General features: G+C 65.6%; 10 protein-coding genes and 3 pseudogenes. 11 read left to right on the top strand and 2 right to left on the bottom strand.

Going from position 1 to position 15027, the window contains the following annotated elements; all coding sequences use genetic code 11:
• Positions 1–4 precede the first annotated feature (4 nt).
• Positions 5–481, top strand: a complete 477-nt coding sequence (locus tag ACQKIE_RS08515; protein WP_427457868.1) for a nuclear transport factor 2 family protein — start codon at positions 5–7, stop codon at positions 479–481.
• Here ACQKIE_RS08515 and ACQKIE_RS08510 read toward each other — a convergent pair.
• Entirely contained in the window at positions 478–1014 is a 537-nt protein-coding gene (locus tag ACQKIE_RS08510) for an energy transducer TonB (protein ID WP_427457865.1), read from the bottom strand. The two genes, ACQKIE_RS08515 and ACQKIE_RS08510, sit on opposite strands and share 4 nt — an antisense overlap.
• Positions 1015–1793: 779 nt before the next feature.
• On the opposite strand from ACQKIE_RS08510, the pseudogene ACQKIE_RS08505 reads away from it, so the two are divergent.
• The 3 genes and pseudogenes from ACQKIE_RS08505 to ACQKIE_RS08495 all read left to right on the top strand — a co-directional run.
• Positions 1794–1913: pseudogene (locus ACQKIE_RS08505) on the top strand (ESPR domain-containing protein); the annotation flags it as partial.
• Positions 1914–2237: 324 nt separating this feature from the next.
• The gene (locus tag ACQKIE_RS08500) at positions 2238–7031 is read left to right on the top strand and encodes a beta strand repeat-containing protein (protein ID WP_427458421.1); all 4794 of its coding nucleotides are present in this window, start codon (positions 2238–2240) and stop codon (positions 7029–7031) included.
• Between the two features lie 38 nt (positions 7032–7069).
• Positions 7070–7885: an OmpA family protein gene (locus tag ACQKIE_RS08495; protein ID WP_427457862.1), complete on the top strand. Its 816-nt coding sequence runs from the start codon at positions 7070–7072 to the stop codon at positions 7883–7885.
• Positions 7886–7927: 42 nt separating this feature from the next.
• On the opposite strand, the gene ACQKIE_RS08490 is transcribed toward ACQKIE_RS08495, so the two are convergent.
• On the bottom strand, positions 7928–8545 hold the full coding sequence (locus ACQKIE_RS08490; RefSeq protein ID WP_427457859.1) for a CGNR zinc finger domain-containing protein: 618 nt from the start codon (positions 8543–8545) through the stop codon (positions 7928–7930).
• Between the two features lie 400 nt (positions 8546–8945).
• Here ACQKIE_RS08490 and ACQKIE_RS08485 point away from each other — a divergent pair.
• The 7 genes and pseudogenes from ACQKIE_RS08485 to paoC form a co-directional block, all read left to right on the top strand.
• A pseudogene (locus tag ACQKIE_RS08485) lies at positions 8946–9248 on the top strand (alpha/beta fold hydrolase); the annotation flags it as partial.
• 40 nt (positions 9249–9288) lie between these two features.
• Entirely contained in the window at positions 9289–9894 is a 606-nt protein-coding gene (locus ACQKIE_RS08480) for a TMEM175 family protein (RefSeq protein ID WP_427457856.1), read from the top strand.
• A 30-nt stretch (positions 9895–9924) separates the two neighbouring features.
• A pseudogene (locus tag ACQKIE_RS08475) lies at positions 9925–10778 on the top strand (alpha/beta fold hydrolase).
• A gap of 137 nt (positions 10779–10915) precedes the next feature.
• Entirely contained in the window at positions 10916–11065 is a 150-nt protein-coding gene (locus tag ACQKIE_RS08470; protein WP_427457853.1) for a hypothetical protein, read from the top strand.
• A 138-nt stretch (positions 11066–11203) separates the two neighbouring features.
• Positions 11204–11845, top strand: a complete 642-nt coding sequence (gene paoA, locus ACQKIE_RS08465; protein ID WP_427457850.1) for an aldehyde dehydrogenase iron-sulfur subunit PaoA — start codon at positions 11204–11206, stop codon at positions 11843–11845.
• Positions 11842–12801 (top strand): FAD binding domain-containing protein, encoded by a 960-nt coding sequence (locus tag ACQKIE_RS08460; RefSeq protein ID WP_427457847.1) that lies wholly within the window; start codon positions 11842–11844, stop codon positions 12799–12801. Before paoA ends, ACQKIE_RS08460 begins: the two co-directional genes overlap by 4 nt.
• On the top strand, positions 12798–14999 hold the full coding sequence (gene paoC / locus ACQKIE_RS08455; protein WP_427457844.1) for an aldehyde oxidoreductase molybdenum-binding subunit PaoC: 2202 nt from the start codon (positions 12798–12800) through the stop codon (positions 14997–14999). Before ACQKIE_RS08460 ends, paoC begins: the two co-directional genes overlap by 4 nt.
• Positions 15000–15027 lie beyond the last annotated feature (28 nt).

Raw genomic sequence — 15027 nt, 5'->3', positions numbered from 1 at the left:
GAACATGAGACACAAAGCGCTGGCGCTCGGAAGCTTCCTGGTCCTGTCGATCCTCTCGTCGTCCGCGTCGGCCGCGGATGAAGAAGCTCAGGTCCGTGCCGCCGAAACCAGGTTCTGGACGGCATACAACGCCTGCGATATGACGACGATGAGCGACCTCATTGAGCCCGCTGTCGAGTTCTATCATGACAAAGGCGGGCTCACCTCCGGTCGGCAGGCATTGATCGACTCCCTACGCAAAGGGCCCTGCGGTGACCCCAAGATGCACCTGCGCCGCGAAGCGGTGGCAAGTAGCATCACATTCCACTCGATGAAAGGCGGCTACGGCCTGATCACCGGTCACCACCTCTTTTACGTCACCTGGGAAGGCAAGCCTGAGCACCTCGACGGCCAAGCCGATTTCACCACGCTATGGAAAGACGACGGCGGCAAATGGCGGATGTATCGGGTGCTCAGTTACGACCACGGGCCTGTGCCCTAGCGCGTCGCCGATACCGTGGGAACGCCATCCTTCAGCTCGAAGCGGAATGAGTAGTCGAGGCTGAAGGGTTGGGTCGTCTTCGTCTGGTTGAAGTTGCCGCGGGCATCTTCGTTGTCCTGGACGACGGTCATCGGCGTGTAGCGCCAGCGCATCGCGGCCTCGCGTACGGCGGCGAAGAATGCGCCGTGATGCTCGCCGCCCATGGTGTCGAGATCGCGCACGTCCGTGACCTTGCCGTCGCCGTCGACGATCACTTTGGCGCGGATCGTCGCGGCAAGGTTCGCCGAGACAAGCTCGGGCGGATAGACCGGGGGCGGGTTCTCGATGGGCTGCGCACCGAACGTGTGCTGGCCCTTGGCCGGGTGGAGCCGGTCGGCGTCTTTCGCCGGGACCATGTCGTAGCTGACCTTGCCATCCTTCGGCGTGGCGGCCTGCTTCGCCGGCGCGACCGTCCCGTCGTGGGCGCAGCCAGCAAGAAGGATGAGGGTGCCGACGAGGCACACGAGGCCCGGACGATTGCTGGAGCTTGCCATCTTGGTTCCCCTGTTTCTGGTGATGTTCGTGAAGTCTGACACGGTGGGCGCCACGGCGTCTTTTCTGGTGAGCTATCGGTCTTCCCCGGAGGCGCATGTCCCTTTGCGGGTCGCGCGCTACCTGATCCGACGTTGGCAGGCGTTGCCTTGTCCTGGCTCGCGGGAGTGCACGTGTTCGTTGCTTTGTTTTTCCTTAGTTGCGCACTGCTTCCCGCGCACTGATGTTCGCAGTAAGAATCGTTTTGTCTGACAAAAACGGTGCGGTCGCAAACTGGCAACGGGAGCGATAGCGACACACGTCACAGAACGACAAACTAAGCCTTAATGTTTCAGACATGCTTAAGCTATAACGTCGTGGCGCAGTGAAGGCGCGGTCGTCGTATCGATTGAGCAGGACACGCTTGACAGGGGAGCGGTAGACGCAATGGATAAGTATCCACCCAGTAGGCCGCAGAGGCCGAAAGCGAAGCGAGTAGCGAACCTCGGCCGATCACGCATCGAATGCCGATGTCATGGCCTGGATTGTTCCCGCATGGCGATGCTGCACGCACCGCCCACGCGCGCGGACACCTGATCATCTAACTCCCGAACACCGCCGTCATCGGACGCGCGCGGCTGGAGCCGCGTGCTACAGGACAGCGGCCGACGAACCGGGAGAAGCCACTACGCGATAGCGCGATAGCGCGACGCACCCGTGCGTCGCGCGACGGGCAGGCACGCGCGCGGCTCACTCCCTGGCTGATTCCTCCCCGTGCATTTCCCGAAACAGGAAAACCGCCATGAACAAGATCCACAGCAAGATCTGGAACCGGGCACTGAACCAGCTCGTCGTTGCCTCGGAACTGGCCAGCAGTCGCCCTGGCGGTACAACGACCAGTCGACCCGTAGGTCGAGGCAGACGTCAAGGATTCGGCAGGTTCGTCGTTGCCGCGTCGGCGGCCGTCGGTGGCCTTGCGTGGACAGTCGTGGCGCAGGCCCAGGTCAGCTGCGCCAACCCTCCGTACAATGCCTACGCCGGATCGACCATGTGTATTGGCTTGGCGTCCGCGGCTAATGCCGGCGGCGCGACTGCCGTGGGATACGGGGCACTCAGCGCTAACTTGAACGGCGTCAGCGTCGGCTTCCAGGCGTACGCGCAGGGAATCAATGCCATCTATGTTGGTGCCCGCACCGTCCCAAGCTCTGGGGCCCTCGCGGAATCAGCAATAGCGGTCGGGACTGACGTGACAGCGAGTGGTGCCGCGGCCATCGGTATCGGCGTGCAGAGCTTGGCTTCGAACGTCAGCGGCATCGCTATCGGCACGCAGTCGTCGAACACGGGTTCCAACGCGGTCGCCATAGGCGCGAGATCGTCAGCCGATGTCGATTCCGCGAACAGCGTGGTCATCGGCAGTTCTTCCAAAGCGGTGGGCGCCCAGAACTCCGTCGCGTTGGGTACATCGGCACAGGCGAACACGGGGCAGGCGACCGCCCTCGGCGGATTCACCGTGGCCACCGGCGAGGGCACCCTGGCTGCGGGGCTGTCGTCCCAAAGCCTCGCGGCCCATGCCACCGCCATCGGCTGGCAGGCCTATGCAACAGCGCTCAATGCGCTCTACATCGGTGCCCGCACAACCGGCGGCGCTACCGCCGAGTCAGCGATTGGTGTCGGCACGGATGTGACGGCATCAGGCTTGTATGCCATCGGCATGGGCTTGCGCGCCGCCGCAACCCAGACGCAAGCGACCGCTATTGGTTATCAAGCCAAGGCGAGCGGGCTGGCTTCGATCGCCATCGGCGGCGATTCGACCGCCAGCGCCACGGCATCAGGCAATAACTCCACCTCGATCGGCGCGCGGTCGAGCGCTATTGCCGTCAACGCAGCGGCCATCGGCTATGACGTGCACGCCACGAACAGCAACGCCTCCGCGTTTGGCGTGAGTACGAGCGCCACGGGCCAGGGGGCCATCGCCTTGGGCAACGGCTCCACTGCCTCCGGGACCAACTCGGTGGTGTTGGGCACCACGACAACCGCCACCCAGATCAACGCCGTGGCGGTAGGCGTCCTTGCCAACGCTGGTGCAGCCGCCGCGGTCGCACTCGGCCCACAGGCGCAGGCGATGGCGGCCTCGACCGTGGCTCTTGGCGACAGGAGCACGGTGGCCGCCGCCGCCGGTCCCGGCTCCATTGCAGCAGGTCGAAACTCACAGGTTACGGCGGGCACCGGCGCGGTCGCACTCGGCGAAGGGCAGGTCGCGAGCGGCAACGGTGCGGTCGCCATCGGCGACCCGAATGCCGCTAATGGTAACGGTGCCGTTGCCGTGGGCTCGAACAACACCGCCACCGGCGATGGCGCGATTGCGCAAGGTAACGGCAACAACGCTCAAGGCGTCGGTTCCATTGCCATGGGCAACACCAGCGGCGCGCTCGGTGCCGGTTCGGTCGCCCTTGGCAATACGGCAAGGGCAAATAACGCGAACGACGTGGCCCTGGGGTCGGGTTCGACCACCGCTGCGGCCGTGGGCACCGCCGGGACGACCATCAACGGGGTTGCCTATGTGTTCCAGGGAACCACACCAGGTAGCACGGTGAGCGTGGGCGCCGCCGGCGCGGAACGCACCGTCACCAACCTTGCGGCGGGTCGTATCAACGGTGCCAGCACGGATGCCATCAACGGCTCTCAGTTGTTCGCGACCAACCAGGCTGTGGACGGGTTGGGAACGAGCGTTACCAACCTCGGCAGTACGGTGACTAACCTCAGCAACACCGTGACCAACCTTGGCGACACCATCGCCACGACCATCGGCGGCGGCACGACCTACGATCCGACCACGGGCAACATCAACACCAGCGTGACCTACGGCGGTAACACCTATAACTCGCTGCAGCAGATCTTCAGCCAGATCGGCGGTGACGTGGCGACCGCCGCCATGCACTACTACAGCGTCAACGACAACGGCACGCCGGGCGCCAACTATGCCAATGACGGCGCCACCGGTCTCAATGCGCTGGCGGCGGGCATCGGTGCCACGGCCAGCGCGGACAACGCTACTGCGCTGGGCCAGGGTGCGGGCGCCTCCGTGCTCGGCGGTGTGGCGCTGGGCTCCGGCGCGGTCTCGGATCGCCCCATCGCCCCGGACTCCGGCTCGATCACGGCAGGCACCCACCTCATTCCGTTCAACACCTCCGACCGCACGCTGCGCGGTGCCGTCTCCGTCGGTAACGCCACCGACTTCCGCCAAGTCACCAACGTTGCCGACGGTACGGAAGACCAGGATGCGGTGACGCTGCGCCAGTTGAAGGGCTCGCTGGCCTCGTTCGCGATCACGCCGCTGAAGTACTTCCACGCCAATTCCACGGCCAGCGATTCCGCGGCGGTGGGGCTGGAATCAGTGGCCATCGGCCCACAGACCACGGTGAACGGCGACAACGGCATCGGCATCGGCAACGGCGCCATCGTGCAGCAGACGGCGCCGGGCGGCACGGCCATCGGCCAGAACGCGACAGCGAACCTCGCCGACGGCATCGCGCTGGGCAGCAATGCCACCTCGAACGGCATCCAGGCCATCGCACTCGGTACGGGTGCACAGGCAGCCTTCGCGGGCAGCGTGGCGCTGGGCGCGGGCTCCACGACAGAAGCCGCGGTGCAGACGCCGAACGGCGTCGTGAACGGCACGACATACGCCTATGCCGGTACTGCACCGGGTTCCACGGTGAGCGTGGGTACGGCTGGTGCCGAGCGCACCATCACGCACGTGGCGGCCGGCCGCGTCGATGGCGGCAGCACGGATGCCATCAACGGCTCGCAGCTGTACGCGACGAACCAGGCCGTCGGCGCCGTGGGCACCACGGTGACCAATCTCGGCAGCACGGTCACCAACCTCGGTAACACGGTGACCAACCTGGGCGATTCCACCGCGACGAGCATCGGTGGTGGCACCACGTATGACCCCGCGACCGGCACGATCGACACCAGCATCAACTACGCCGGCAACACCTACAGTTCGGTGCAGCAGATCTTCGACCAGATCGGCACCAATGGCATCAAGTACTTCCATGCCAACTCGAACCTCGCCGACTCCATCGCGACGGGCGTGAACAGCGTGGCGATCGGTCCTCTGTCCAACGCCAACACCGACGACGCCGTATCCATCGGCAACGGAGCCACCGCCGGCGCCAATGTCGGCGACGTGGCACTGGGGGCGGGTTCCACGACGGCACCGGTGGTGCAGACGGCCGGCGGCACCATCGCGGGCACCGCATACACGTATGCCGGTGGCACGCCGACGAGTACGGTGAGCGTCGGCGCGGGCGGCGCGGAACGGACAATCACGAACGTGGCCGCGGGGCGAATCGACGGCGGCAGCACCGATGCGGTGAACGGATCGCAGCTGTTCGCCACGAACCAGGCGATCGATTCGCTCAACACCACCGTCATCAACAACGCCACGCACTACTACAGCGTCAATGACAACGGCGTCACCACGGGCGGCAATTACGACAATGACGGCGCCACGGGCCTGAACGCCGTCGCCTCCGGCGTTGGTTCGGTCGCCGCGGCGACCAACGCCACGGCGGTGGGCCAAGGCACGAGCGCCACGGTGCAAGGCGGCGTCGCGCTCGGTTCCGGCGCGGTGTCCGACCGTCCGATAGCGCCGGACTCCGGTTCCATCACGGTGGGCACGCACGTCATCCCGTTCAACACCACCGATCGCACGTTGCAGGGCGCGGTGTCGGTGGGCAACGCCACGGACTTCCGCCAGGTCACGAACGTCGCCGACGGTACGGAGGACCAGGATGCGGTGACCCTCCGCCAGCTGAAGGGTTCGCTCGCCTCGTTCGCCGTCACGCCGACGAAGTATTTCCACGCCAATTCGACCGCCAGCGATTCGGCGGCGGTGGGCGCGGAGTCGGTGGCCGTCGGTCCGGAGACCACGGTGAACGGCGACAGCGGTATCGGCATCGGCAACCACGCCATCGTGCAGCAGACGGCGCCGGGTGGCATCGCGATCGGCGAGGATTCCACGGCCAACCTCGCGGACGGCATCGCGTTGGGCAGCAACGCCACGTCCAACGGCATCCAGGCCATAGCCATGGGTACCGGCGCCGAAGCGGCGTATGCCGGTAGTGTGGCCCTCGGCTCGGGCTCCAGCACCGATGCGGCCATCGGCACCGCCAGCGCCATGCTCGCCGGCGCGACCTACGCCTTCGCCGGCACCACGCCGGGGTCGACGGTGAGCATTGGCGCGCTCGGCTCGGAACGCACCCTCACCAACGTCGCGGCCGGGCGCATCAGCGGTAGCAGCACGGACGCGATCAATGGTTCCCAACTCTATGCGACCAATACGGCGGTGGATGCGCTGTACACGGCGTTGACCAACCTCAGCAACACGGTGAACAACCTGCCGCCGCCCGGCAATGGCGGCACCAACATCGACAACACGTACCAAACCAGCCCCGATAACACGTCCACGGCGTCCGCCGGCGGCAACAACTCCACGGCGGCCGGCGCCGGTTCGTCGGCCTCGGGCAACAACAGCACCGCGATCGGCGCAGGCTCAAATGCCAGCGGCGACAACAGCGTGGCGATTGGCGCGGGCTCGGTCGCGACGGGCAGCAATACCGTGTCAGTCGGCTCGGTTGGGCACGAGCGCACCGTCACCAATGTTGCGGCGGGCGTGAATCCCACCGACGCGGTGAACGTCGGCCAGTTGGACCAGGCGATCGAGAGCGCCAAGAACTGGTCGAAGGACTATGTCGACCAGCGCTTCCAGAGCGTCGACCGCGACCTCAATCGCGTCGGCAATCGCGCCAACGCGGGCGTCGCGTCAGCCATGGCGATGGCTTCGCTGCCGCAGGCCTACCAGCCGAACCAGAACTCCGCCGCAGTCGCCCTCGGTAGTTTCCACGGCGAGACTGGTATCGCCGTGGGCATGTCGACGATCACCGAGAGCGGGCACTACGTGTTCAAGCTCAACGCCACGACCAATTCACGCGGCGACGCGGGCGCCGGCGTCGGCGCGGCGGTGGTCTGGTGAGCGGTGCATCCATGAACATCATCGAAGGAGTCAGGAACATGCGTGCATCGTTCAAGGGTATCGCCGTGTCGTGCATCGCGCTGGCGCTGGCAGGTTGCGGCAGCTACAGCCGCGACATCGCGAAGGACGGTCGCTCGGCGGCTCAACTCGACTGGCCGGCGCCGGCGAACATGCCGTCCCTGCATAAGGGCGGCACTTTCCCGAACCTGGACAACCTGCGCCAGGTGAAGTCCGGACTCGACAAGCACCAGATCTCCGAGTTGATCGGCTTCCCGCACTTCGAGGAAGGTGTGTGGGGTGTGCGGGAGTGGAATTACCTCTTCAACTTCCGCAAGCGCGGTACCGACGAGGTCGTGCAGTGCCAGTACAAGGTGTTGTTCGACCAGGACAAGCTGGCGCGGAGCTTCTATTGGAAGCCGGAATCTTGCGCGGCCTTCCTGGACGAGCCGACGCCGCCGGCAGCCGTGGCCGATGCGATGCCGCAGCAAATCACCTTGTCGGCCGACGCGCTGTTCGCCTTCGACAAGGCCGACCTGACCGCCGATGGAAGATCGGCAGTGACAAACCTGGGAGCGAACCTGCGGGCGCACATGGCGCAGATCCAGAGCATCCGCGTCACGGGCTATACGGATCGGCTGGGCACCCATGCCTATAACCAGCCGCTATCGGAGCGCCGGGCGCGTGCGGTGATGGAAGCCCTGGTCGCCGACGGCGTTCCCCGCACAAAGATCCTCGCGGAAGGGCTCGGCGAGAAAGATCCGGTGAAGGAGTGCCCGGCCGGTGCACACGCGGAACTGGTAGCGTGCCTTGCGCCAAATCGACGGGTGGAAGTGAGGGTCGAGCAGGCGTCATAACGCCCGTAGGCCTGTCGACACCGGATGCGGGCGAGGGCGGGTCTATCGGCCGGCTTTCGCTCGCTGGCGGTGCGCGGTTTGTTTCGCACGGTTGCCGCACGCCGCCATGCTGCACCAGCGGCGGACGTGACCGCGGGTGTGGTCGGCGAACAACAAGGTACATGTCGGGCCCTCGCAGGCTTTGATGTGCGAGAAGTCTTCTTCGGCGACCAGTTTCGCCATCGCTTCGCCGATCGGCTGAAGCAGCGCTTCCGGCGACGTCCAGCGGCGCGTGCGGACGAGCCGCACTGACCCATCACCCCCGTCGCCGACGAGCTGCGCAAACCCTTCGTCGCGCGCGAGCAGCAGGTTCAGCGGCTCGAGTTCCGGAAGGTCGGTGGACTCCAGTGCCCGGCCCCTCTTTTCCCGCACGAATGCGCGGAACCATTCCCGCAGGTTGCGCGCCTTGTCCGCCATCCGATCGAGTTCGCCCGGCATCGCGCGCTGGCGTACCTCGGCCAAAACCTTGGCAGGAACCATGTCCGCTTGCTCGAGCCACGCCAGCAAGCCGTCGCCGTCGTCCAGCCAGTCGAGCGGGACGTCCACCGGCGTGGCGACTGAATTCAGAAAATCGAGACCGGGGGCATCGGCGACAAGGATGGGTGGCAGGGACTGGGACATGACGGGCCTCGGTAGGTGGGGCGAACGTAACCCCTTCAGAAGTGGTTGACAAGTTAGCTTCGTCGGACATAACCTTCTAATCGATGTCAAGGCGGTTATTCGGAATGCGAGCCGGCCCCATCGCACAGGCCAGCCAAAAGCCACCGCTACGCCTACTCCCGGAGCCAGCCATGTCCTCAACAACCTTGACCTTCATCCTCGCCCACGGCGCCTGGGCCGATGGCTCCAGCGGGTCAAAAGTCGTCAGCCGACTCCTACATAAGGGTCTTAAGACGGTTACCACTCCGCTTCCCTTGACGAGCTTGGCGGATGACGTGGCCGCCGTGGAACGCAGCATCGAGCGCGCCGGCGGACCCGTGATCCTGGCGGGTCACGCCTACGCCGGTGCAGTCGTCGGCGCGGTGCGCAGTCCGCAGGTCAAGGGCCTCGTGTATGTGACCAGGCCATCCTCGCCGCCGTGCAGCGCCCAATCTTCCCCGCCTGCCTCACCGTTCCCGTGCCACGCCCGCTCTGGAAGGACGTACCCAGCTGGTACCTCGTCGCAAAGGAGGACCGGATGATCCTCGAGTCCACCCAACGCTTCATGGCGGCGCGCATGAACGCGCGGCTCGCCGGGCACGCCGTGGACCACGCACCTTCCGTGACGGCACCCGACACCGTGGTGGACCTGATCCTGCAAGCCGCGCATGGCGTCGCGGATTGAGCCTACGAACGTCCGGACCCGATTCGAGAGGAGACATGCCATGACACCCGTTCGCAAGGTGAGTGCAGACCGACTCGGCGCGTTTTCCGATGCGGTGATTGCCGTCCTCATCACCATCATGGTGCTGGAACTCAAGGCACCGGAGGGCACGACGTTCGAGGAGCTCGTGACGCTTTGGCCGACCGCCGTGGCATACCTCGTGAGCTTCCTTTTCATCGCGATCATCTGGACGAACCACCACCACCTCCTGCGCCTCGTCACGCACGTAACGAACCGCCTCATCTGGGTCAATTTCGCCCACCTGTTCGGCATCTCCCTCGTACCGTTCGCCACGGCCTGGATCGCCAATGCCCACGTCGCGTCGGCGCCCGTAACGGTCTACGCGACGATCTTCTTCTGCGTCGACTTCATCTACCGCCTCTTCGAGAAAGAGGTCTTCACCCAAGTGGACGACACCCAGATGTCCCCGCGATCACGGCGCATGGCACGGCGCCGGTCGCTGGGCACGCTCCTGATGTTCGCCATCGCCGCCGTCGTGGCGCTGGTTTTTCCGCTGATTGGACTCGTGCTGATCTGCAGTGCTCTGGCGATGTACCTGCGCCCCGAGATCCCGGACGACCTCCTGGACCCGACCCATACGAACTGAACCCTCACCACTTGCCGAGGAGTACGAACCATGACCGTCATCCGCTACCGCACCGCCGACGTCGACGGCTTCAACGTGTTCTATCGCGAAGCCGGCCCGGCGGACGCGCCGAAGTTGCTCCTGTTGCACGGCTTCCCCACGTCCAGCCATATGTTCCGCGACCTTATTCCGCTGCTTGCCGACCGCTTCCATATCGTCGCGCCGGACCTGCCGGGCTTCGGCCTCTCGGACATGCCGTCCCGCGACAGCTTTGCCTACACCTTCGAGCACGTCGCTGACGTCATCGACCGCTTCACCGAGGTGGTAGGGCTCGACACCTTCGCCGTCTACGTCTTCGATTACGGCGCGCCAACCGGCTTTCGCATCGCCAGCCGTCATCCCGAGCGCATCACTGCGATCATTTCGCAGAATGGCAATGCGTATGAAGAAGGATTGAGCGACGGCTGGAACCCCATCCGCGCTATTGGCAAGACTCTTCGAAGCAGAATCGCGAAGTGCTGCGCGCGATGCTGGCACCGGAAACGACGCGCTGGCAGTACACGCACGGCGTGTACGACGAAGCGAGCGTATCGCCCGACGGGATCGCGCTCGACAACTACTATCTGGCCCGCCCCGGTGCCGATGAGATCCAGCTGGACCTGTTCGGCGACTACAAGAGCAACGTCGCGCTATATCCGGCATTCCAGGCGTACTTCCGCCAGCACAAGCCGCGATTCCTCGCGGTATGGGGCAAGAACGACCCCTTCTTCCTGCCGCCCGGCGCGGAAGCCTTCAAGCGCGACAACCCGGATGCGGAAGTCCGCTTCTTCGACACGGGACACTTCGCCCTGGAAACCCACGCCGTCGAGATCGCCGAGGTCATCGGCGACTTCCTGTCGCGCTGATCACTCCTGCACGCCTGCCGGCGCACGGGCCGTCGACGGGCGGCGGCATCAAGGCGATCTGAGGTTGGCCTGACCTCGGCTTCGCTTGCGCTTCACGCGCTGGATCGGATCGTTTGCGGTCTCAGGAGGTAGAGCCCATGCCATCGAGTGTCCCGCCCATGTTCGCCGACGACCACACCTCGTACGGTCGCCCACCCAGCAGCGATATTCCGCGCGATCAAGCGCGGGACGACACGCGCGACGTCCGCGATGAAGCGGTGCGCGACAAGGCACCCCGACCGAACTAGTGGGGTGGCCAAATTAAAGAAATCGATAAGTGTCCTCACGCCATGACAGCTTCTAACGGGAGCGTGGATGTCATAACCTCGGGTGGCTAGTCCAACCCGCCTGTCCAGGCACTCCCCAACAGCGCTGAGGACTCGATCATGGATCCATCGAACGACTGGAAGTTCACCCGACGTGAAGTCCTCAAGATGGGCGCCATGTCCGTCACGGCCCTCGCGGTGCCGGGGCTCGTCGCCGCCCCCGTCGACGCCGCGACGGCCGCCAAGCCGGTCACCGCGAAGGTCGCCTTCGAGGTCAACGGCAAGCCACAGCAGCTGGACCTCGATACCCGCACCACCCTGCTCGACGCCCTTCGAGAGCACCTCCACCTGACCGGCACCAAGAAGGGCTGCGACCACGGCCAGTGCGGCGCCTGCACGGTCATCGTGGACGGGCGTCGCATCAACAGCTGCCTGACGCTGGCCGTGATGCACCAGGGTGCGAAGGTCACGACCATCGAGGGGCTCGGGACACCCGACAAACTGCACCCGATGCAAGCCGCGTTCGTGAAGCACGACGGCTACCAGTGCGGTTACTGCACGCCTGGGCAGATCTGTTCCGCGGTGGAGGTGCTGGACGAGATCAAGGACGACATCCCGAGTCATGTCACCGGGGACCTGACGGGCAAGGCACAGTTCAGTCGCATGGAAGTCCGCGAACGCATGAGCGGCAACATCTGCCGTTGTGGCGCGTACTCCAACATCCACGATGCGATCACGGAAGTGGCCGGAGGTACGGCATGAAGCCCTTCACTTATGAACGCGCCGATTCGCCCAAGGCCGCGGCCGCCGCGGCGGCGAAGACGCCCAACGCCAAGTTCATCGCCGGCGGCACGAACCTGCTCGACCTCATGAAGCTCGAGATCGAGCAACCGGCGCACCTGGTCGACGTCAACGGGCTGGACCTGGACACGATCGAGGTCACGGAAGACGGTGGCCTGCGCATCGGCGCCATCGTGCGCAATACCGATCTCGCCGCCGACGCGCGCATCCGGCGCGACTACCCACTTCTCTCGCGGGCGATGCTCGCGGGCGCTTCGGGCCAGTTGCGCAACAAGGCCACCACCGCCGGCAACCTGCTGCAGCGCACGCGTTGCCCCTATTTCTACGACACCAATCAGGCCTGCAACAAACGACTGCCGGGCAGCGGTTGCGCGGCACTAGGCGGGTTCAGCCGGCAGCACGCGATCGTGGGCGTCAGCAAGGCCTGCATCGCCGTGCATCCCAGCGACATGGCCGTAGCCATGCGCGCCCTGGACGCCACCGTCGAGACCGTGAAGCCGGATGGCAGCGTGCGCCGCATACCGATCGCGGACTTCCACACGCTCCCGGGCAACACGCCGCATATCGAAAACGTGCTCACGAAAGGCGAGCTGATCACCGCCGTGACGCTGCCCAAACCGGTCGGCGGAACGCAGCTGTACCACAAGGTCCGCGACCGCGCGTCGTATGCGTTCGCGCTAGTGTCGGTCGCGTTGATCGTGCAGCCCAACGGGAGCGGGCGCGTGGCCTTGGGCGGCGTCGCGCACAAACCGTGGCGGGTCGAGGCCGCCGACGCCGAGCTGGCGAACGGTGCCAAGGCCGTCAGCACGCGATTGCTTGCGGGCGCGAAGACGACGGAAGACAACGCGTTCAAGACCACGCTGGTGGAGCGCACCCTTGCAGCGACACTGGCCGAAGCGAAGGAGCGGACGGCATGAAGTTCGATACTCCCGCCACGACCAATCCCATCGATCGCCTCAAGGTGGTCGGCAAGCCGGTCGATCGCATCGACGGCCCGCACAAGACGACCGGCACCGCCCCCTATGCCTACGAGCGACACGACGTGGCGCCGAACCACGCGTACGGCTACGTCGTCGGCTCATCCATTCCCAAGGGCCGGATCGTTTCCATCGACACCTCGCGCGCGAAACGCGCGCCGGGCGTCATCGCCATTGTCACCGCCCAGAACGCCGGAAAGCTCGGGAAAGGCCGCTTCAACACGGCGCACCTCCTCGGAGGCCCGAACATCGAGCACTACCACCAGGCCGTGGCCGTCGTGGTGGCGGAGACGTTCGAACAGGCGCGTTCGGCGGCAGGCCTGGTGCGCGTCGATTACGCCCGGGCCAAGGGCAACTTCGACCTCGCCGCGTCGAAAGACGCCGCTGCGAAGCCGAAGGGTGGCAAGCCCGATACCGCCGTGGGCAACTTCGACGCCGCGTTCGCCGCGGCACCGGTGAAGCTGGACGCGACATATACGACGCCCGACCAGACGCACGCGATGATGGAGCCGCATGCGACCATCGCCGCGTGGGAAGGCGACAAGCTCACGCTATGGACGTCGAACCAGATGATCGACTGGAGTCGCGGCGACGTCGCGACGACTCTCGGTATTCCGAAAGAGAACGTGCGCCTCGTGTCGCCTTATATCGGCGGCGGCTTTGGCGGCAAGTTGTTCGTGCGCGCCGACGCGATCATGGCGGCACTCGGTGCGCGCGCGGCCGGGCGGCCGGTAGCGGTCGCGCTGCAGCGTCCGCTCATGATGAACAACACGACGCACCGCCCGGCTACCATCCAGCGGATTCGCATCGGCACGTCGAAGGACGGAAAGATCGACGCGATCGCCCATGAGAGCTGGTCGGGTGACCTTGCCGGCGGCGATCCGGAAACGGCGGTGTCGCAGACCCGCCTGCTTTACGCCGGCCCGAACCGCATGACCGCCATGCGCCTGGCCGTGCTCGACTTGCCGGAAGGCAACGCCATGCGCGCCCCGGGCGAGGCGCCCGGCATGATGGCTCTGGAGATCGCCATCGACGAGATGGCGGAGAAGCTCGGCATGGACCCCGTCGAGTTCCGCATCCTCAACGACACGCAGGTCGACCCGGAGAACCCGAAGAGACCCTTCTCGCAGCGCCGCTTCGTGGAATGCCTGCGTACTGGCGCGAAGCAGTTCGGTTGGGACAAGCGTGCCTCGCGCCCCGGTAGCACCCGCGACGGCCGTTGGCTGAAGGGCATCGGGGTGGCCTCGGCGTTCCGCAACAACCTCGTGATGAAGTCCGCCGCGCGCGTGCGGCTGGAGCGCAGCGGCCGCCTCGTCGTCGAGACCGACATGACGGACATCGGCACGGGCAGCTACACGATCATCGGCCAGACCGCCGCCGAGATGCTCGGCTTGCCGCTGGACCGCGTGGACGTGCGCCTGGGCGATTCCGCTTTCCCGGTTTCGGCAGGATCGGGTGGCCAGTGGGGCGGTAACAGCTCCACAGCTGGCGTCTACGCTGCGTGCGTGAAGCTGCGCGAGGCGATCGCGCAGAAGCTCGGCGTCGATGCGAACACGGCGGTGTTCGACGGTGGCGACGTCGTGTCCAACGATCGTCGCGTGCCGCTGGCGAAGGCGGTGGTCGATGGCGACATCGTCGCCGAGGACGGCATGGAATACGGTGACTTGGAAGAGCGCTACCAGCAGTCGACCTTCGGCGCGCATTTCGTCGAGGTGCGCGTCGATGCCGCTACCGCGGAGATTCGCATCGAGCGCATGCTCGCCGTCTGCGCGGCGGGCCGCATCCTCAATCCGAAGTCCGCGCGTAGCCAGGTGATCGGGGCGATGACGATGGGCGCGGGAGCGGCCTTGATGGAAGAGCTGGTCGTCGACAAGCGCCTGGGTTTCTTCGTCAACCACGACCTCGCCTTGTACGAAGTGCCGGTACACGCCGACATTCCGCACCAGGAGGTGGTCTTCCTCGATGAAACCGATCCCATTTCCTCGCCGATGAAGGCGAAGGGCGTGGGCGAACTGGGTATCTGCGGCGTCGCCGCGGCGATCGCCAACGCCGTGTACAACGCCACCGGCGTGCGTGTGCGTGATTACCCGGTGACGCTGGACAAGATCATCGACAAGCTGCCGCCCATCACGGTGTGACGGCTGGCCCGCAAGGTCTTTCGCCGAC

This window comes from Luteibacter sp. NPDC031894 (assembly GCF_050273135.1).
Taxonomy (GTDB): Bacteria; Pseudomonadota; Gammaproteobacteria; order Xanthomonadales; family Rhodanobacteraceae; genus Luteibacter.
Note: the sequence above shows the minus strand (reverse complement) of the source record. Positions and strands in the feature narration are given on the sequence as shown.